Annotated in this window: 14 protein-coding genes and 1 pseudogene; 7 read left to right on the top strand and 8 right to left on the bottom strand. The window is 70.4% G+C overall.

The window, feature by feature from the left end; translation table 11 throughout:
- Positions 1–38: 38 nt before the first annotated feature.
- Both OG588_RS15080 and OG588_RS15075 read right to left on the bottom strand, forming a co-directional pair.
- The gene (locus OG588_RS15080; RefSeq protein ID WP_405947724.1) at positions 39–1,193 is read right to left on the bottom strand and encodes a serine hydrolase domain-containing protein; all 1,155 of its coding nucleotides are present in this window, start codon (positions 1,191–1,193) and stop codon (positions 39–41) included.
- Positions 1,190–3,745 (bottom strand): M14 family zinc carboxypeptidase, encoded by a 2,556-nt coding sequence (locus OG588_RS15075; RefSeq protein ID WP_405947723.1) that lies wholly within the window; start codon positions 3,743–3,745, stop codon positions 1,190–1,192. The genes OG588_RS15080 and OG588_RS15075 overlap by 4 nt, the downstream gene beginning before the upstream one ends.
- Before the next feature lie 215 nt (positions 3,746–3,960).
- On the opposite strand from OG588_RS15075, the gene OG588_RS15070 reads away from it, so the two are divergent.
- Together OG588_RS15070 and OG588_RS15065 are read left to right on the top strand one after the other, a co-directional pair.
- Positions 3,961–4,824 (top strand): hypothetical protein, encoded by an 864-nt coding sequence (locus tag OG588_RS15070; protein WP_405947722.1) that lies wholly within the window; start codon positions 3,961–3,963, stop codon positions 4,822–4,824.
- 26 nt (positions 4,825–4,850) lie between these two features.
- The gene (locus tag OG588_RS15065) at positions 4,851–5,645 is read left to right on the top strand and encodes an EI24 domain-containing protein (protein WP_405947721.1); all 795 of its coding nucleotides are present in this window, start codon (positions 4,851–4,853) and stop codon (positions 5,643–5,645) included.
- Positions 5,646–5,842: 197 nt separating this feature from the next.
- Here the strand turns inward: OG588_RS15065 and OG588_RS15060 are convergent, their stop codons facing one another.
- Positions 5,843–7,105 (bottom strand): pyroglutamyl peptidase, encoded by a 1,263-nt coding sequence (locus OG588_RS15060; protein WP_405947720.1) that lies wholly within the window; start codon positions 7,103–7,105, stop codon positions 5,843–5,845.
- Positions 7,106–7,446: 341 nt separating this feature from the next.
- On the opposite strand from OG588_RS15060, the gene OG588_RS15055 reads away from it, so the two are divergent.
- Together OG588_RS15055 and OG588_RS15050 are read left to right on the top strand one after the other, a co-directional pair.
- Positions 7,447–8,745 (top strand): polymorphic toxin-type HINT domain-containing protein, encoded by a 1,299-nt coding sequence (locus OG588_RS15055; RefSeq protein ID WP_405947719.1) that lies wholly within the window; start codon positions 7,447–7,449, stop codon positions 8,743–8,745.
- On the top strand, positions 8,742–9,101 hold the full coding sequence (locus tag OG588_RS15050) for a hypothetical protein (protein ID WP_405947718.1): 360 nt from the start codon (positions 8,742–8,744) through the stop codon (positions 9,099–9,101). Before OG588_RS15055 ends, OG588_RS15050 begins: the two co-directional genes overlap by 4 nt.
- Before the next feature lie 27 nt (positions 9,102–9,128).
- On the opposite strand, the gene OG588_RS15045 is transcribed toward OG588_RS15050, so the two are convergent.
- Positions 9,129–10,145: an aldo/keto reductase gene (locus OG588_RS15045; protein ID WP_405947717.1), complete on the bottom strand. Its 1,017-nt coding sequence runs from the start codon at positions 10,143–10,145 to the stop codon at positions 9,129–9,131.
- A 174-nt stretch (positions 10,146–10,319) separates the two neighbouring features.
- Between OG588_RS15045 and OG588_RS15040 the strand changes: the two genes are divergently transcribed.
- Positions 10,320–11,186, top strand: coding sequence for a helix-turn-helix domain-containing protein (locus OG588_RS15040; protein WP_405947716.1), 867 nt, complete (start codon positions 10,320–10,322; stop codon positions 11,184–11,186).
- Between the two features lie 45 nt (positions 11,187–11,231).
- Complete coding sequence (locus OG588_RS15035) at positions 11,232–11,570, top strand: YrdB family protein (protein WP_405947715.1); 339 nt, start codon at positions 11,232–11,234, stop codon at positions 11,568–11,570.
- A gap of 46 nt (positions 11,571–11,616) precedes the next feature.
- On the opposite strand, the gene OG588_RS15030 is transcribed toward OG588_RS15035, so the two are convergent.
- Positions 11,617–12,204, bottom strand: a complete 588-nt coding sequence (locus tag OG588_RS15030) for a TetR/AcrR family transcriptional regulator (protein ID WP_405947714.1) — start codon at positions 12,202–12,204, stop codon at positions 11,617–11,619.
- A 107-nt stretch (positions 12,205–12,311) separates the two neighbouring features.
- Here OG588_RS15030 and OG588_RS15025 point away from each other — a divergent pair, with 107 nt between their 5' ends.
- Positions 12,312–14,807: a glycoside hydrolase family 3 protein gene (locus tag OG588_RS15025; protein ID WP_405947713.1), complete on the top strand. Its 2,496-nt coding sequence runs from the start codon at positions 12,312–12,314 to the stop codon at positions 14,805–14,807.
- 85 nt (positions 14,808–14,892) lie between these two features.
- On the opposite strand, the gene OG588_RS15020 is transcribed toward OG588_RS15025, so the two are convergent.
- From OG588_RS15020 to OG588_RS15010, 3 genes and pseudogenes are all read right to left on the bottom strand, one after another.
- Entirely contained in the window at positions 14,893–15,873 is a 981-nt protein-coding gene (locus OG588_RS15020; RefSeq protein WP_405947712.1) for an aldose epimerase family protein, read from the bottom strand.
- A 10-nt stretch (positions 15,874–15,883) separates the two neighbouring features.
- On the bottom strand, positions 15,884–16,783 hold the full coding sequence (locus OG588_RS15015; protein WP_405953128.1) for an SGNH/GDSL hydrolase family protein: 900 nt from the start codon (positions 16,781–16,783) through the stop codon (positions 15,884–15,886).
- Positions 16,784–16,855: 72 nt separating this feature from the next.
- Positions 16,856–17,105, bottom strand: a pseudogene (locus OG588_RS15010) (IS200/IS605 family transposase); the annotation flags it as partial.
- Positions 17,106–17,145 lie beyond the last annotated feature (40 nt).

The following is a 17,145-nucleotide window of genomic DNA, read 5'->3' as shown; positions in this document are numbered from 1 at the left end:
CCTTCGTTCGTCATCAAGTGGACGTCACTGAACGGACGTTACTGAGCCAGCGCCGCGCTGTGCACCGCCCGTACCAACCCCTCGTTCTCCAGGGCCGCGCCGCCCGGGAAGGCGAAGCGGCGCCGGGTGTAGCCGTAGGCCAGGCCGCTGCGGGGGTCGGCGAAGGCCTGGGAGCCGGCCGCGCCGCTGTGGCCGATCGTGCCGGCACCCAGGAACGGGTACCAGGCGTCCGCGGTCGCCTGGAAACCCAGGCCGTACGCCCGGTGCGTGTCGGTCACCACGTCGTACCCGACGGAGTGCAGCTGCCCGAACTCCGCCGCCGTGTCCGGCTTCAACAGCGCGGCCCGGTCGTCGACTTCACTGATCGCCGCCGCGTACAGCCCGGCGAGACCGCGCGCCGACGCCACCCCGCCGACCGACGCGGGACCCTTCGCCCGGATCACCCGCTCGTTCGGCAGTGACTCCAGGACCGTCGGCTGCGCCGCGTGCTCGTTGAACGCGATCGCGGCGAGGCTGTGCGGCCCGGCCGGCTCCGCCGCGCGCGCGGCCTCCTGCTCCGGGGTGAGCAACTGGGGCTGGACGGTGCGGAATCGGGGCTCGTGCGCCGCCGGCAGCCCGAGGAAGAAGTCCAGCCCGTACGGCGCCCGCACTCTCTCCTCGTGCACGTCCCGGAGCGAACGGCCCGTGGCCCGCCGTACGATCTCGCCGGTCAACGCGCCGATCACCAGGGCGTGATAGCCGAAGGCCGTGCCCGGGCGCCAGAACGGCCGCTGGTCGGCGAGGCGTTCGGCGACCGCGCGGTCGTCGGCCAGTTCGTCGAGCGTGAACCCGGTGTCCGTCCCGACCAGACCCGCCCGGTGCGCGAGCAGCTCGCGCAGGGTCAGCGCGCCCTTGCCCTCGGACGCGAACTCCGGCCAGTAGTACGTCACTTTGCGGTCGAGCTCCAGCGTGCCGTCCTGCACGAGCAGCGCCACCACGAGATGCGCGGCGCCCTTCGTGGACGAGAACACGCCATAGAGCGAGTCGCCGTCGGTGCCGGGTGGTCCCGCCCACAGGTCGACGACCCGCCGTCCGTGTACGTACGCACACAACTGGCCCTCGTAATCGGCGCGTTCGACCGCCACCACCGCGGCGAACTCCTCCCGCACCGCCTCGAAGCCGTCGGCTACGGTGCCGTGGATCTCCTGGGTCATCTGCTCTCCTCGACTGATCCGCTGCTCGCGTGTGCCATCGCTCGTGTGCCGTCGTACGTGTGTGCCATGGTGAACAACGCCCGTCCGACCTGCGGGAGTTCCCCCTTCGGATGATCTCGGAAGAGGGGCTCCGTACCGAACAGGACGGCGTGCGGGCCGCTGATGACCGAGGGGCGCCCTGCCGCGGCGGCAGGACCGCCGGTTCCGTCGTCCAGTGGCCGCCAGTGCCCGGCGACGAGTGGATTCCCGGTCGCGTACGACTGCTCGACCCGCACCCCGGGTCCGAGACCGGTGAACCACACCGGCGCGTACACGAAGCCGTAGGCCGGTGCGCCGAGCGTGACCGGTCCTGAATTCACCACCCGTACAACGCCGTTGGCCTCCTCGTCGCCCTCGACGGGTGTCGCCGTCAGGAGTCCGGCCGCCGAGCCGAGGGCCGCACCGGTGACGCCCCGGCCGACGAGTCCGTGGCCGGTGGTGAGGAAGGTGCCGAGGGCGGTGCGGGCGGCCGGGGTCAGGTCGCCGTGGTCCAAGCCCGCCGACACGAACAGGACGTCCGCCTTCGACCAGTCGAACCCGGCGTTCAGGATGTCCGTCGACACGGGCGTGACGTCGAAGCCCATCTCCCGCAGCGCGAACAGCTCGCCCGCGGTGACGGCGGCGGCGACGCGGACGGGGTGGAGGGCGGTAGTGGTGGTGCCGGTGAGGGGCGCCGCGTCGAGGGCCACGTCGTACTCACCGGCCACCTCGGTCGCCTTCGCTCGCGCCGACTCCGGCACGATCGCGCTGCCGTCCGCTGCCCGTCGTACCGGAATCCCTTGCCGCAGAAGGGAGTTGAGGGCGGCGAACTCGGCCGGGTCGGTGAGGCGCAGGCGCAGGTCGCCGTGCGGGGCGACCCGGGCGGTGGGGGAGGGGGCGGTGACGGCGTCAAGTGCGGTGCCGGGGAGGGTGGTTACGGCCTCGACGGTGGCGCCCCACAGGCGGCCCAGGCTCCACGCCGAGATGTCGTACATGGCCGTCACCTTGTCGCTGATGTCACGGCCGTCGGCCAACAGGGCGTTCGCCAGGCCCCGTTTGGGCTGGCGCATGTCGATGACGTACGGGCCGGTCGCCGCGCGTAGCACGCGGACGTCGTTGGCGATGAGGTGGGCGACGAGGCGGGCGCCCGCGGTGTCGGCCGCAATGGTGTAGGCGCGGGGGAATTCGGTCGTGTAGACGTCCTCGGGGCCGATGCCCGGGACGCCCGGGACGGTCCGTGCCGACACCGGGACTTGCTCGGCGCCCGCCGCGCCCCGCCGGAACATCTCGATCTGGTCGGCGATGAGCGAAGTCCGGTGGGACCGGGCGAAGTCGAGGGTCGCGCGCATGGCGGCGCCCGCGACGGCCACGTTGATCGCGGAGCGGCGGCGGAGCTCGGTGGTGGGAAGGGTGTCGTAGGCCGCGTTGTTGACCTGGAGCGGGATCTCGACGGTGTGGGCGGCCACCGCGCCCTGGAAGGCCGCGTACTGCGGGGTGAAGACCGGGGGCCAGTCGTCCCAGCCCTCCGCCTGGTCCCGGAAGGGGATGTGGACGGGCTCGACGCCGTCCTTGGCCGGTGTGTAACCGAGGCCATTGACGGCGGACTCCATGCCCAGGGCGTTGGCGTAGGTGTTCTTGAGGAAGAGGTCGTACTCGTAGTTCTCGCCGTGCGGGGGAGTGGTCGGCTCGATGAGGGTGCCGTTGACGTAACCGTGCAGGTCGAGCAGGACGGCGGGCTGTTTGTCGATCGTGAGCGCGCGGATCGCGCGGGTCTCGGGCTGCGAGGCGGTGATCAAGTCCCGGTTCAGATCGAAGCCGTTGGCGTTCGCGCGGGTGCCCGCGATACGGCCGTCCGGGTTCGCCGTGAGGTTGAAGTAGAGGCGGCTGTGCGCCAACAGGTCTTTGGTGGCGGTGTCGTTGGCGGTGGCGAGCTGGGAGATGAGATCGAGGGAGGCGTCGGTGCCCTCGCGTTCGTCGCCGTGGATGTTGTTGTCGAAGAGGACCGGGGTCTTGTAACCGGCCTTGATCTCCGGTGACTTGGCGGCGGTGGCGGGCGCGTTCTCGATGAGCTCGCGCATCCGCTCCTGGGCGGTGGCCTGGTCGGCGGTCTCCGGGGCGGTGACCGTGACGAGGTAGAGCCGGTGCCCGCCGGCCGAGACGCCCGCGACCTCGACACTCACCCGGTCGCCCAGCCGCTGGAGGGCGTTCAGGCGCGGGGCGAGGGCGTCGTACGGGGTCAGGCCGAGCTTGCGGGAGGTGTCGGCGGGGTTCGCCGGGTCGGGGGAGAGGACCTGGCGGCGGGGATAGCCGAGGTGGGGATCGGCGCGGGGGACGGTGGCGGTGAGGGCGCGCCGGGCGGCGGCGGCCGGTGCGCGCGCGGCGCGTCGGTCGGGGGCGGAACCCTCGCGGGTGGCGGGGCGGGGGTCGGCGCCCGCGACGCGAGGGGAGAGCAGGAGCGAACCGGCGGCGGTGGTCAGGGCGACGGCGGCGATCAGAACGGGTCTCGGGGGGACGGCTCTGGCAATGGTGCGCACGCGTACCTCCTCTTTGGTTCCAGAGATCGGTACGGCGAGCCGCACCTTTTCGACTCAACGGTGAACAGGAAGTTGTCGGTGTCGTCGATGCCCCGTATGGCGCATTCACGGGGCCGGGAAGGGGGCATGCTGAGCAGAGGTCACCGGAATCGCTACCGGGCAGCGGGCGCGGCCGGTTGCGCACGACTGCGTACGGCGAGGAGGTCCCAGATCCCATGGCAACGATTCCTTCGCTCCCCAGCAGGGACGAGGTGCTGCGCATGGCACGCAGCACCACCGACATCACCGGCCAACTCCTGGACACGGCCGGGAACATCACCAGGATCGCGATCAACACCCTTGATCCACGCGACGGTTCGGGCGCGGAGGCGCTACGGGTGCTGCGCGAGACCACCGCCGAACTGGCCGAGGCGAGCGCGTCGCCGCAGGCCCAGGAGGCGTTCTACCGCATCGTCGACACCCTGACCCGACTCGGCACGACCGGCGCCCCGCTGGCCGTGCACCCGGTGAGCGCACCGGCCCAGGCGCTGCTGACCGTCCTCGGCGACAGCCTGCTGCCCGTCCTGGACGCGGTGGAACCGGCGGTCGAGGAATTCACCACGGCACTCGGCGACTTGGTCGAGGCGGCCTCCCCGCTGCTGCCCGCGGCGGCCGGTGTGGCGGCGGGCGTACTGCTGGCCCTCACCCCGCTGATCCGCGCGCTGGCCGACACCCTGGCCGACGCGTCCCCCGAACTCCGGCGCGTGGCCGAGGCGTTGACGGCGGTACTGGCTCCGCTGCTGCCGTTCCAGGTCGCCCTCGCACAACGGGCGGCGACCGCGGGCGCGAGCATCCTCCGGGCCACCCTCCCACCCCTCGCCGACCTCACGGAGGCCGCGGCGGCCACCACGAAGGCGACCGCCCCGATGCTGGTCGCGGGCGAGGAACTCCTGCTCTCCGCCCTGGAACGCGTCCAGCCGACCCTCCTCGCGGCGACCTCCCGCGCGGGCCGGGTGGCCCGGGCGACCGCGGTACGGGTGACGGCGGCGGTGTCGCCGACGGCGGATCGGGGAGTCGTGTTGGCGGTGTCGACCACATAGCGCTGACGCTGAGTAAAGTTCACCCCATGCATGATCTTGGCGCGGGATTCAGCTATCTCCTGAAGGGCCAGCGCTGGATGGCCCGGCACGGGAGGCACTACGGTTTCGGGCTGATCCCCGGCCTGATCACCCTGGTCCTGTACGTGGCGGCGCTGGTGGCGCTGGCCCTGTGGGGCGAGGACTTCGTCACCTGGGCGACCCCCTTCGCGGACGACTGGTCGAGCCCGTGGCAGGGCCTGTTCCGCGGTTTCCTCACGGCGGTCCTGTTCGTACTCGCCCTACTTCTCTCGGTGTTGACCTTCACGGCCGTCACCCTCCTCATAGGGCAGCCCTTCTACGAGACCCTCTCCGAGAAGGTCGACCGGGACGTCTCCCCGGACGGCACGGCCCCGGAATCGGGCCTCCCCCTCTGGCGCGAACTGTGGATCTCGGCCCGCGACAGCCTCCGCATCCTGGTCCGCGCGGTGCTGTGGGGCATTCTCCTCTTCGCCCTCGGCTTCGTCCCGTTCATCGGCCAGACGTTCATCCCGGTGATCGGCTTCTTCGTCACGGGCTTCTTCCTCACGGAGGAACTGACCGCGGTCGCCCTCCAACGCCGAGGCATCGACCTCCGCGCCCGCCTCACCCTCCTCCGCTCCCGCAAAACCCTCATCTGGGGCTTCGGCACCCCCCTCGGCCTGTCCTTCCTGGTCCCGTTCGTCGCGGTGTTCCTGATGCCGGGGGCGGTGGCGGGGGCGACGATGATGGCGCGGGAGCTGTTGGGGGAGGAGACCGAGGGTGCTCTTCAGGAGGGCGAGGACACCGGCCCTGCGGATGACTGAGGACGGCATCCGGTGAGGCGCTCGCCTTTTCAGCGCAGGCCGGCATCATTCAGCCCGTCCGGCGTTTGAGGGGGCGAGGCACTTCTCAACGCCGGTCAATTCTCAGCCCGTCCGGCGTCTGAGGACGAGGCCGTTCAGGCCGAAGCGGGGGTGTGGGGGCGGCAGCCCCCGCTTCGGCCCGCACCGGTACCGGGTGCCTACGAACCCGGTGAACCAGCTGCCGCGTCCATCGCCACCGTCACCATCGCCCTCACCTGCGCGATGATGTCCACCCGGTTCCGCACGAACTCCGGATCGGTGATCGCCCCCGTCGCCGGGTCCGTGTTCCCCGTCCCGAACTGCAGTACCGGCGTGTGGATATGACCACCGGGCAACGAATCGTGCAGCCCGAGCCGATCCCGTAGCAACGTGGCGCGGTACGCGATCTCGTTGGAGAGATAGTTGCCGCCACCCCCGGCACGGGCCGTGGACCCCGAGGTCGGCCCGTCCGCCCGCACGACGGGAACGGTCCCGCCCGCCGGAATCTCCGTCACCTCGGTGTGGTCGTAGACGGGGAAACGCCCGGTGTTCGCGGCCACAATGTCCTTGTACGGCAGGGTCGTTGACGTCCACTGAGGCTGCGAGCCCGGATCAGCGACAGGGATCGTCTCCGTCCGCGACACCTTGTCGTTGTCCGGATATCCGCCCCGCCAGGCCCCGTTGGTCCGCTCGACGTCGAACCGGCCGACCCGCCCCTGACTCACCGTCGTGAACAGATCCACCTTCGGCAGATACGGCCGCAACGCCCGCTCCACGGTCCCCTCCGCGAAGTCGGCCCACCGCACCGGGAACATGGCCGTCTCGATCCGCGCCGGCCCGTCCGCCGTCTGGATCACCGTGCCGTCGAGGGCGAGCGCGGTGGCCCCGGACGGATTGGAGATCCGGATGTCCGCGTCGAGCGTGAACGGGTCGAACCCGGTCACGAGAATCCGCTTCAGCGCCTTCTCCTGCGGATACCGAATACTGCTCTGCCCGCGCGAGGCCGTCTCCAACTCGGAGAGCAGAGCGTTCCGTTGAGCCTCACTGATCCCGAACTCCGGCTCCCAGCCCCGCACTTCCCGAGTCATCCCCAACCGGGCCCAGTACAACGGCCGATCATCGTCCCGGCTGAGATCCCCGCCGGCCGACCCCCGCCCCTGCGCCCGGTCGACCGCCCGCCGCCACAGCGCGGTTCCTTCGCGTACGACGACGCGCCGGGCCTGCGCGTAACTGTGCGCGGCTTCGAGCGCGTGGGTGAACTCCGGTGCCACGGTGTCGAATCCGGAGTGTTCGAGGATCTCCTGGGGGACCGCCTTGTCGAGCCGTTGCTCCTCGACGGTCGGGGACAGGGTGGTCTCGGCCGCCGCCCCGGTACTGGGGGCGGAGAAACCGGCCAGCAGGGCAAGTCCGAGGACGCTGGTCCGAACTCGTATGACGTTCAAGGTGGTTGGGGCCTTCCGTCGCAGTGGGGTGCGGGGGCGCTGGGGTGCCGGACGGCCGCAGTATGGCTTGGCGGAAGCGGCGCACGCCATCGCCCGGTCGGCAAGATGAACATTTGGTGCCGGGGCAGCCGTAGCCTTATGCGGCCCTTGTTCCGTTCCGTCCGGAGAGCGGATGTACAGGAGGTGAACTCCAGGGCAAGTAAAGGTCTTTGCTTCTTCGTTGCTTCCCCATGGACTCATTGCCATTCCTTGACGTGCCCGCGCTAGGTCTGGAAGCTGCTCCTCGCGTATCGGTGATCTTTTGGGGGGAAATCGCGATGGGCCGGAGTGTGCGCGGAGCCATGGTCGCCGCAGTCCTGACAGGGCTGTGGTGCACGGCGTTGCCGGTGGCGGTCGGCTCGGCGGCGACGATGACGCGTCCGTCGTCGCAGTCGGAACAGGCCGAGCAGACTGAGCGGTCCGAGGCCCAACTCGCCCTGGAGAAAGCCGAGTCGAGCGGCGAACGCGTCGAGGTGACCGGCCTCGGTTCGGAGTACTCGACCACCTACGCGAACCCCGACGGGATCTCCTTCACCCTGGCGGACTCGGCCGCGGTGGTCCGGGTCAAGGGCGCGGACGGTTCCTGGCGGGCGCCGGACGCGACGCTGGAGGTGCGGTCGGACGGCTCGGTCGGGCCGGTGGCCGCCGCTGTGGACCTGTCGTTCTCGGGCGGCGGGGACCGCGAGTTGGTGTCGATTGGCCGGGACGGCGCCGCGCTGTCGCTGGGCTGGGCCGACAAGCTCCCCGAGCCGGTGATCGAAGGGGCGACGGCGACGTACGCCTCGGTCCTGCCGGACGTGGACCTCCAACTGACCGCGACGGTCGAGGGGTTCCGTGAACTCCTGGTCGTGAAGTCGGCCGCCGCCGCCGCGAGCGAGGAACTGAAGCGGGTCGAGTTCGCCCTGGCCACGGACGGCGTGACACTGCGCGAGACGGCGGCCGGCGGGATGGTGGCCGCCGACGAGGACGGTACGACGGTCTTCTCGGCGCCGCCCGCGGCCATGTGGGACTCGGCGGGCGGCACGGCCGCCGCGGCGGAGACGACCCCGTCGGCCGCCTCGGCCTCCGCCTCCCTGACCCCGGGCACGACCCTCCTCACCGACGAGGGCGCCACGGTCATCGTCACGGCCAACCGCGCCTACACCCGGCACGCGACGACGTACAACCTCACGGTCGATGACCTGCATACGTACTATGTGCTGGCCGGGGAGACGCCGGTCCTCGTTCACAACAGTGGCGACGGCATACCGCAGGTCGACAATCCACGGCTGCAGCTGGTTGTCAACTCCCTTTTCCACGGCTTGGGCAACGAGAGGGCGGTCGGTGACGGTTCGGCAATGGCCGCAGCAAACCACGAAGCCCTCGGCGGAGCGTCGGTCGAGGGGAAGAACCACATCAGCAGCACAACGCAAATGCGTAGCGCGCTCAACAAATTCCTGACGAATGACGTGGTCAGACTGAAGGGCGGAAAGAAGGAGGCCGTGGTGAGGACAGCACGTGATATCGAGGTCGCGAATGGTCTGATTTCGGCGATCGATGACGCCCATGCCGGAAAATATTCGGGTCTCGGCAATTACGCCGGTCTGGGGCCGTGCTCATGAGTGCGGACGTGCAGCTGGTGAAAGACCTGGTGACCAGGTTCCCGATCCTTGAGGATTCCTACGAATCCCATGTGTTCAACAACATGGACGAATTGCTGCCGCACGTTTACTTCTACGAGGTTTCGCAGGAAGTGGTGCAGTCCTTCATCTCGCGGGATCCGGATGCTCTGGACTGGCGATCCGTCCTCGCCTTTTTGGAGGAACAGTTGAACAGGGGAGTCCTGGCGGTGACCGAGGTGATCGTCACCTCGTTCCTCTGGTACATGCCCAACCCGGGTGACCCGGGACACGAGATCGTGTCCCATCTGGGGCCTACGATGACCCGCAAATTCCACGAAGTACGTCCCGGCGAATAGGCCGCCCCGCACCCACCCCCACGGCCTTCACCGCCGCCGCAGCCGTTTGTCGGTGATCGCCGGGGTCGGGTCGATGTAGAAGTCGTCGGGATTCACATCGACCCCGGGCGGGACGATCTCGTCGACGCGGTCGAGGAGGTCGTCGCCGAGTTGCACGTCGGCCGCGGCGAGGAGGTCGGTCAGCTGGTCGGGGCGGCGCGGGCCGATGAGTACCGCGGTGACCGCCGGGTGGGCCAGGACGAAAGCCGTGGCCAGATGAGGCAACGGCAGCCCGGCCTCGGCGGCCAGCGCGGTCAGTTCGCGCACGGCGTCGGCCTTGGCCCGCACACCAGGCCGGCCGAGGTCGAACATCTTCGCCCCCGCGCCGGCGCTGCGATGCCCGGCGGTGGGATCCGAACGCCCCGACAGCCAACCGGAGTTGAGCGGCCCGAAGGTCAGCACGCCCATGCCGTAGCGCTGCGCGGTGGGCAGTACCCGGCTCTCCACCCCGCGGGTGAGGATCGAGTAAGGCGACTGCTCGGTGCGCAACCGGTGGTGACCGCGCCGCTCGGCCGTCCACTGGGCCTCGACGATCTCCTCGGGGGAGAAGAACGAACCGCCGACGGCCCGCACCTTCCCGGCCCTGACCAGGTCCGACAGCGCGCCGAGGGTCTCGTCGATGTCGGTGCGCGGGTCCGGGCGGTGCAGTTGGTACAGGTCGATGTGGTCGGTGTCCAGGCGGCGCAGGCTGTCCTCCACCGCGCGCCGGATCCAACGGGCCGAGCCGCCACGGCGGTTGGGGTCCTCGCCCATCGCCAGCCCGAACTTGGTGGCCAGGACGACATCGTCGCGCCGGCCCTTCAACGCCTTGCCGACGATCTCCTCCGACTCTCCGCCGGAGTACACGTCGGCGGTGTCGACGAGGTTGATCCCGGCGTCCAGCGCCGTGTGGATCATGCGGACCGACTCGTCGTGGTCGGTGTTGCCCATCGCGCCGAACATCATCGTGCCGAGCGCGTACTCGCTCACCGACATACCGGTACCGCCGAGAATCCTGCGCTTCATCACGGGCCTCCAGGTGCGTACTTGCGCTGCTTTCCCCACGTGTTTCCCACGTGCTCTGCTCTCCACCAGACGACCACCGCTCGCGCCCAGGGTGGGAGACCCACTCCGACCGGGGGTCCGACAGACCCCCTTTCGCGCGGCTGCTCCCCAGGTCACCCGGTCTACGGTGGTGACATGGCCCAGGAACCCAACAGCGAGCTGCGGGACTTCCTCCGCTCCCGCCGCGCGAAGATCACCCCCGAGGAGGCGGGCCTGGCCCCGCTGCCCGGCACCCGCCGCGTTCCGGGCCTGCGACGCGAGGAGGTCGCCCAGCTCGCCGGCGTCAGCGTCGACTACTACGTCCGCCTGGAGCGCGGACGCCACCTCAACGTCTCCGCGTCCGTCCTGGACGCGATCGCCCGCGCCCTGCGCCTCACCGACCTGGAGCGCGCCCACCTGTTCCGGGTCGCCCGACCGACCCACACACGTCCGCGCCCGCTGCCCCCGCAGCGCGTCCGCCCCGGCCTGCGCCTGCTGCTCGACAGCCTCACCGACGTCCCCGCCCTCGTCTACGGCCGCCGCATGGACGTCCTGGCCGCCAACCACCTCGCCCGCGCCCTGTACACGGACTTCGAGGCGCTGCCCGCCCGCGGCCGCAACATGGCCCGCCTGGTCTTCCTCGACGACCACTTCCGGAGCCTGTACGTCGACTGGGAGGACGCCGCGCGCTCCATCGTCGCCTCGCTCCGCCTGTACGCGGGACGCCACCCGCACGACCCCGCCCTGGCCGAACTCGTCGGCGAACTCTCCGTCCAGGACGCGGACTTCCGCCACTGGTGGGCCGACCACGACGTGTTCCAGCGCACCCACGGCACCAAGCGCTTCCACCATCCCGTCGTCGGCGAACTCGTCCTGGGCTACGAGGCGTTCGCCCCCACCGACGACCCCGAGCAGATCCTGGGCGTCTCCACCGCCGAACCGGGCTCCCCCTCCGCGGACCGCCTGAAGCTGCTGGCCAGCTGGTCCCGGTCCCCCCAACACCCGCCACCGGCCGCCCCCTGATGCGGTCTTGCGCGCGGGGCGGAGCGGCCCGCGATACTGCCACCCATGAAGACAGCGAAGGCAGCGAACCTCGGCGTCCTCTTCGCCATCGAACTCGGCGTCCTCGTGGCCGTCGCCTACTGGGGGTTCACGCGGGACCTCGCCACACCGCTGACCTGGCTGCTCGGGCTCGGCGCGCCCCTCGTCCTCGCCGCGCTGTGGGGACTGTGCGGCTCACCGAAGGCCAGGTACAAGGTGCGGGGCGCCGGCCGGGTCGGGTTCGAGGCGGTGTGGTTCGGGGCCGGAGTCGCCGCGCTGGTCCTCGCCGGCGCCTACGACTGGGCCCTCGTCCTCGTCCTCGTGTGCGCGGTGAGCAAGACGCTCGCCGTCATGTGGCGCCAGTAGCGTTCGCCGTCATCTGGCGGCAGTAGCAGGGGAGTTGGCCGAGGCCTTACGTCTCCTCGCCCAGCAGCGCCAGGAAGTCCCGGAACGCCCCCGGCATGTCCACCGACTCCGGATCCAGCAGCCACTGGTACTGCAACCCGTCCATCACCGCGACCAGCAGCGGCGCCGCCCGCTCGGGCGTCAGCCCGTTCGGCAGCCGGTCGCCGTACTCGGTGCGCAGGACCCCCGCCATGTTCGCCCGCACCCGGACGTACCGCTCGGTGAAGTAGCCCCGCGCCGGATGCCCCTCCGTGACGCTCTCGCCGAGGAGCGCGGAGAAGGTCTGGATGATCCCGGGCCGCATCGCGTTGTACTCGACCAGCGAGGCCAGCAGGTCGACCCGCCAGCGGCTGTCCGGTACGGCGTCCCACTGGTCCCGCTCCTCCAGGACCGCGACGAGCAGCGCGTCCTTCGTGGGGAAGTAGTGCAGCAGGCCCTGCTGGGTCAGCCCGACCCGCTCCGCCACCGCCGCCAGGCTCGCGCCCCGGTAGCCGCGCTCGGCGATCACCTCCAGGGCCGCCCGCACGATCTCGGCGCGTCGTTCCTCGCGCCGGGTCCTGGAGTTCGTGGCGTTCATGGCGTCACCGTACGACACCCGACCACAGTTCACATAACAGCAAGGTTACGAAACCTACCGCTCTACAGGTAATCGATGCACGATGGAGGCACCGCACGGTACGGACTCAACGAGGAGGCACAGCGATGGCGGGAACCCGCACCCCGGCCGACGAGGCCCGTGAAGCAGTCGTGGAGGCGGCCCTCGGCAAGCTCGACCTGGACGCCAAGACGCGGCTGCTCGCCGGTCAGGACATGTGGTCGCTGCCCGCGCTCCCGGAGATCGGCCTGAGGTCCCTCGTCATGTCCGACGGCCCGATCGGCGTCCGGGGCGTGCGCTGGACCGCCGACGACCCCTCCGTCGCCCTGCCGTCCCCCACCGCCCTCGCCGCCGCCTGGGACCCCGAACTCGCCCACCGCGCAGGCGTGTTGCTCGCCCAGGAGGCCCGCCGCAAGGGCGTCCACGTCCTCCTCGCCCCGACCGTCAACCTGCACCGCTCCCCGCTCGGCGGACGGCACTTCGAGGCGTACAGCGAGGACCCCTACCTCACCGGACGGATCGGCACCGGATACGTGACAGGCGTGCAGGAAGGCGGAGTCGGCACCACCGTCAAGCACTTCGTCGCCAACGACGCCGAGACCGACCGCTTCACCGTCGACAACCTCATCTCCCAACGCACCCTGCGCGAGCTGTACTTGGCCCCCTTCGAGGCGATCGTCGAGAACGCCCACCCCTGGGGCATCATGACCGCCTACAACAGGGTCAACGGCACCACGATGACCGAGCACCGCTACCTCGTGAACGAGATCCTGCGCGGCGAATGGGGCTTCGACGGCTTCAACGTCTCCGACTGGACCGCCGCCCGCTCCACCGTCGGCGCCATCGAGGGCGGCCTCGACGCCGCGATGCCCGGCCCCAGGACGGTCTACGGCGAGGCCCTCGCGCAGGCCGTGCGCGACGGCGAGGTCGAGGAGACCACCGTCGACGCCGCCGTGCGGAACGTGCTGCGGCTCGCCGCCCGCGTCGGCATCCTGGACGGCGCCGAACCCGTCGTCGCCGAGGCCCAACTCCCGTCCCCCGTAGACGGCGAGGCCCTCGCCCGCGAGATCGCCCGCCGCTCCTTCGTCCTCGTCCGCAACGAGAACGACGCCCTCCCGCTGAAGCCGAACGGCACCGTAGCGCTCCTCGGCGCCGCAGCCCGCGACGCCCGCGTCCTCGGCGGCGGCTCCGCCATCGTCTTCCCACCCCACACCGTCTCCCCGCTCGACGGCCTCACCGCCGCCCTCCCCGAAGGCACCCTCAGCTACGCCGTCGGCGCCGACCCGAACACCGAACTCGCCGACGCGGACAAGGGGTTCGAGCTGCGCGCCGTCTGCCGGGACGCGGCGGGCCAGGTCATCGGCACCGCCTCCGCGCCCAGCGGACAGCTCCGTTGGATGGGCGCCGACCTCCCCGAGGGCGTCACCCACGACACCCTCCACACCGTCGAACTCACCGGCACCTTCACCCCGCGCGCCACCGGCACGCACACCTTCGGCATCAAGGGCCTGGGCGCCTTCACCCTCACCGTCGACGGCACGACGTACTACGACGACGTCCAACGCCCGCTCAAGGACGACCCGTTCAGCTCCTTCTTCGGCGCCCCCGAACCCCGCGCCCGCGTCGACCTCACTGCCGGCGCCCTGGTCGAGGTGTCCCTGACCTACGTCGTGAGCTTCGCCGAGAACCGCTCCCTCAAGGTCATCGGCTTCTCCCTCGTCCACCAGGAACCACAGCGCGACCCCGACGAACTCATCGCCGAAGCAGTCGAGTTGGCACGCGGCGCCGACACCGCCGTCGTCGTGGTCGCCACCACCGAACGCGTCGAGTCCGAGGGCTACGACCGAACGAACCTCCAACTCCCCGGCCGTCAGGACGACTTGGTACACGCCGTCGCCGCCGTCAACCCGAACACCGTCGTGATCGTCAACTCCGGCTCCCCGGTCGAACTGCCCTGGCGCGACGAGGTCGCCGCCGTGCTGCTCGGCTGGTTCCCCGGCCAGGAGGGCGGCGCCGCCCTCGCCGACGTCCTCACCGGCACCCACGAACCCGGCGGCCGCCTCCCCACCACCTGGGGCTCCCTCACCGACGCCCCGGTCACCCAGGTCGTCCCGGACAACGGCGAACTCCCGTACACCGAGGGCGTGTTCATCGGCTACCGCGCCTGGGAGAAAGCGGCCCGCACCCCGTCGTACCCCTTCGGGCACGGCCTCGGCTACACGGACTGGACCTACGACGAGATCGCAGCGGACGACACGGACGGGACGTCGGTCACCGTCCGCGTCACCAACTCGGGCGCCCGGCACGGCCGTGAGGTCGTCCAGGTCTATCTGGCCCCCACCGATGCCCCCACCGATGCCCCCACTGGGACCAACACCGACACCGACACCGCCCCGGAGCGCCCGGCCCGCTGGCTGGCCGGTTTCGCCGGGGTCGAGGCCGGACCCGGCGAGAGCGTCGACGTGATCGTCGAACTTCCGCGACGGGCTTTCGAGATCTGGGATGAGACGGCGAACTCGTGGGCAGTTGTAAAGGGTTCGTACGAGATCCAGGCGGGACGCTCGATCGCGGACCGCAGGGTCGCCACGACGATTAACGTCTGAGCCGGGACAAGCTCCCCACAGACAGCCCCGGCCCGGGACCTGACCCCTGGGCCGGGGCTCATCACATCCCGGTCGGCCGACGCGTTCAGCGGGCCGAGAAGCCGTACACCGTCTCCGACCGGTAGACCTGGCCCGGACGCAGCTCCGTGCTCGGGAACTCGGGGCGGTTCGGGGAGTCCGGGAAGTGCTGGGTCTCCAGGGCGATCCCGGCCCCCGGGGCGAACGGCTCGCCCAGATGCTCACCGGTGTAGAGCTGGATGCCGGGCTCGGTCGTCGCCACCGTCAGCACCCGCCCGGACGCCGGGTCGTACAACTCGGCGATCTCGACCGGGGCCGGGGTCAGCCCCTTGTCCAGCACGAAGTTGTGGTCGTAGCCCGAGCCCACCTTCCGCGCCTCCCGGAAGTCGAACCGCGTGCCCGCCACCTCGTCGAGCGCACCGGTAGGGATCAGATCGCCGTCGACCGGCGTGAACCGGGAGGCGGTGAGCCGGAGTTCATGACCGCCCGCACCGCTGGTGCCGCCCGCGCCGCTCAGATCGAAGTAGCTGTGGTTGGTGAGGTTCACGACGGTCGGCGCGTCCGTCGTCGCCTCGTAGCCGAAGCGCAGCGCGCCCGACTCGTCCAGCGTGTACGTCGCCGAGACGACGAGGCGCCCCGGAAAGCCCTCCTCGCCGTGCGCGCTGACCCGGCTCAACCGCACCCCGTGCTCGACCGGATCGACGTCCCACACCCGCTTGTCGAAGCCGCGCTCGCCGCCGTGCAGGGAGTTGGGCGCGTTGTTCTGCGCCAGCGAGTACGTGACACCCTCCAGCGGGAAACGGCCGCCCGCGATCCGGTTCGCGTACCGCCCCACCAACGCCCCGAGATACGGCTCGGGATGGGCGAGATACCCGTCCAGATCGGCGAACCCGAGCGCCACGTCCGCCGTGTGCCCGTCCCGGTCCGGCACCTCCACCGACTGCACGATCCCGCCGTACGACAGCACCCGCACCCGCACACCGGCCCGCTCCAACGTCCAGCGGTGCACGGGCGTGCCGTCGGGAAGGGTGCCGAAAAGTTCGCTCATGAGGGAAACCCTAGGTCACGGGTTCGCGCGCGGTGACGTGCCGGTAGGCGATCTCGGCGAGCCGCGCCTGACCGTCCGTACTCGGGTGGAACCAGTCCCAGTGGCTCAACTGGTCCGTCCCGAACCGGTAGTCGTAGACCGCGCCCCCGTCGAACCGGCACCGCTTGTCCGTCGCGCACACCTGCTCAAGGACCTTGTTGTACGCCTCCACCCGGTCCAGCACCGTGTCGCGCCGCTCGCTCGCCGCCGAGTCCAGGGCGTCCGCGTCGGCCAGCATCGACGGGCAGATCCCCAGCTTCCACACCGCCTTGCCCATCGGGTTCGTCCGCCCCTGCGCCCAGAGCCGCTTGAGATTCGGCACGCTCGCGACGTAGACCTGCGTCTTCGGCAGCGCCCGGCGCAGCGACTTCAACGACTCCTCGAACTCGGCACGGAAGTCGGCCACGGAGGTCATCGCCGAGGTCGAGGCCGTGCAGGCGTCATTGGCCCCCACCATCACGGTGACCAACTGCGGCTTACGGGCCACCGCTTGACCGATCTGCGCGGCCAGGTCGGCCATCCGCGCCCCGGTCTCCGCGTAGTTCCAACTCCGCTGCGCCGCACCTGTCTTCCCCAGCAGCCGCACGGCAAGACTGTCGACCGAGGCCTCGCTGCCGGTCGCCCAGGACACCTCGGGGCAGTCCGACAGCACCGTACAGGCGTCGAAACCACGGGTGATGGAGTCCCCGACCGCCGCGACCGACGACGGACTGCGGTCCCACAACGGAGCGGGCTTCGCCTTGGCCGCCGTACCACTCTTGCTGTGCGCGCCGGAGGACGTACCCCCGCTCCCGTCGCAGCCGGCGGCCCCCAGGACACTCGCCACCACGACGGCGAGCACGGCCCGTGAACGGTGACGTCGGATTCGCATGTTGAGACACATCCCCTCCACCCCTCTCTTTGGAGGGAATCCCATCTCAGGATTGCGCTGACCCGCAGACCGCGACGGACGTTTCTGTTGCTCGATGTACTGCTTGACGATCGTCAGTGGCGCGCCCGGTGAACTCCTGCTGCAGGTAGCGCGATGACACCCTCTTGAGTGGGTGCACCTGATCCTCTTCGCAGCGCGTCAGCATGTCGTCGTTGAAGACTTCACGCCGGTACTTGGCACCAAACACCAAGTGCGCGTGCAGGCGGTGAACCACGTGACCCACTGGGCGAATATTGGTGTTTGGCTCCCAACCTGGTGACATGCACCAAGGGTAATAGGATCAAGGAGTTCGACCGGAGGGG

Source organism: Streptomyces prunicolor (genome assembly GCF_045162825.1).
In the GTDB taxonomy this organism is placed as follows: Bacteria; Actinomycetota; Actinomycetes; order Streptomycetales; family Streptomycetaceae; genus Streptomyces; species Streptomyces prunicolor.
The sequence above is the reverse complement of the archived record's forward strand: the minus strand, read 5'-3'. Positions and strand labels throughout refer to the sequence as shown.

Bases quoted from the DNA above. Each gene is read 5' to 3' on its own strand.
- OG588_RS15080 (WP_405947724.1), bottom strand. From the start codon at position 1,193: ATGACCCAGGAGATCCACGGCACCGTAGCCGACGGCTTCGAGGCGGTG.
- OG588_RS15070 (WP_405947722.1), top strand. From the start codon at position 3,961: ATGGCAACGATTCCTTCGCTCCCCAGCAGGGACGAGGTGCTGCGCATG.
- OG588_RS15065 (WP_405947721.1), top strand. From the start codon at position 4,851: ATGCATGATCTTGGCGCGGGATTCAGCTATCTCCTGAAGGGCCAGCGC.
- OG588_RS15055 (WP_405947719.1), top strand. From the start codon at position 7,447: ATGGTCGCCGCAGTCCTGACAGGGCTGTGGTGCACGGCGTTGCCGGTG.
- OG588_RS15050 (WP_405947718.1), top strand. From the start codon at position 8,742: ATGAGTGCGGACGTGCAGCTGGTGAAAGACCTGGTGACCAGGTTCCCG.
- OG588_RS15045 (WP_405947717.1), bottom strand. From the start codon at position 10,145: ATGAAGCGCAGGATTCTCGGCGGTACCGGTATGTCGGTGAGCGAGTAC.
- OG588_RS15040 (WP_405947716.1), top strand. From the start codon at position 10,320: ATGGCCCAGGAACCCAACAGCGAGCTGCGGGACTTCCTCCGCTCCCGC.
- OG588_RS15035 (WP_405947715.1), top strand. From the start codon at position 11,232: ATGAAGACAGCGAAGGCAGCGAACCTCGGCGTCCTCTTCGCCATCGAA.
- OG588_RS15025 (WP_405947713.1), top strand. From the start codon at position 12,312: ATGGCGGGAACCCGCACCCCGGCCGACGAGGCCCGTGAAGCAGTCGTG.
- OG588_RS15020 (WP_405947712.1), bottom strand. From the start codon at position 15,873: ATGAGCGAACTTTTCGGCACCCTTCCCGACGGCACGCCCGTGCACCGC.
- OG588_RS15015 (WP_405953128.1), bottom strand. From the start codon at position 16,783: ATGCGAATCCGACGTCACCGTTCACGGGCCGTGCTCGCCGTCGTGGTG.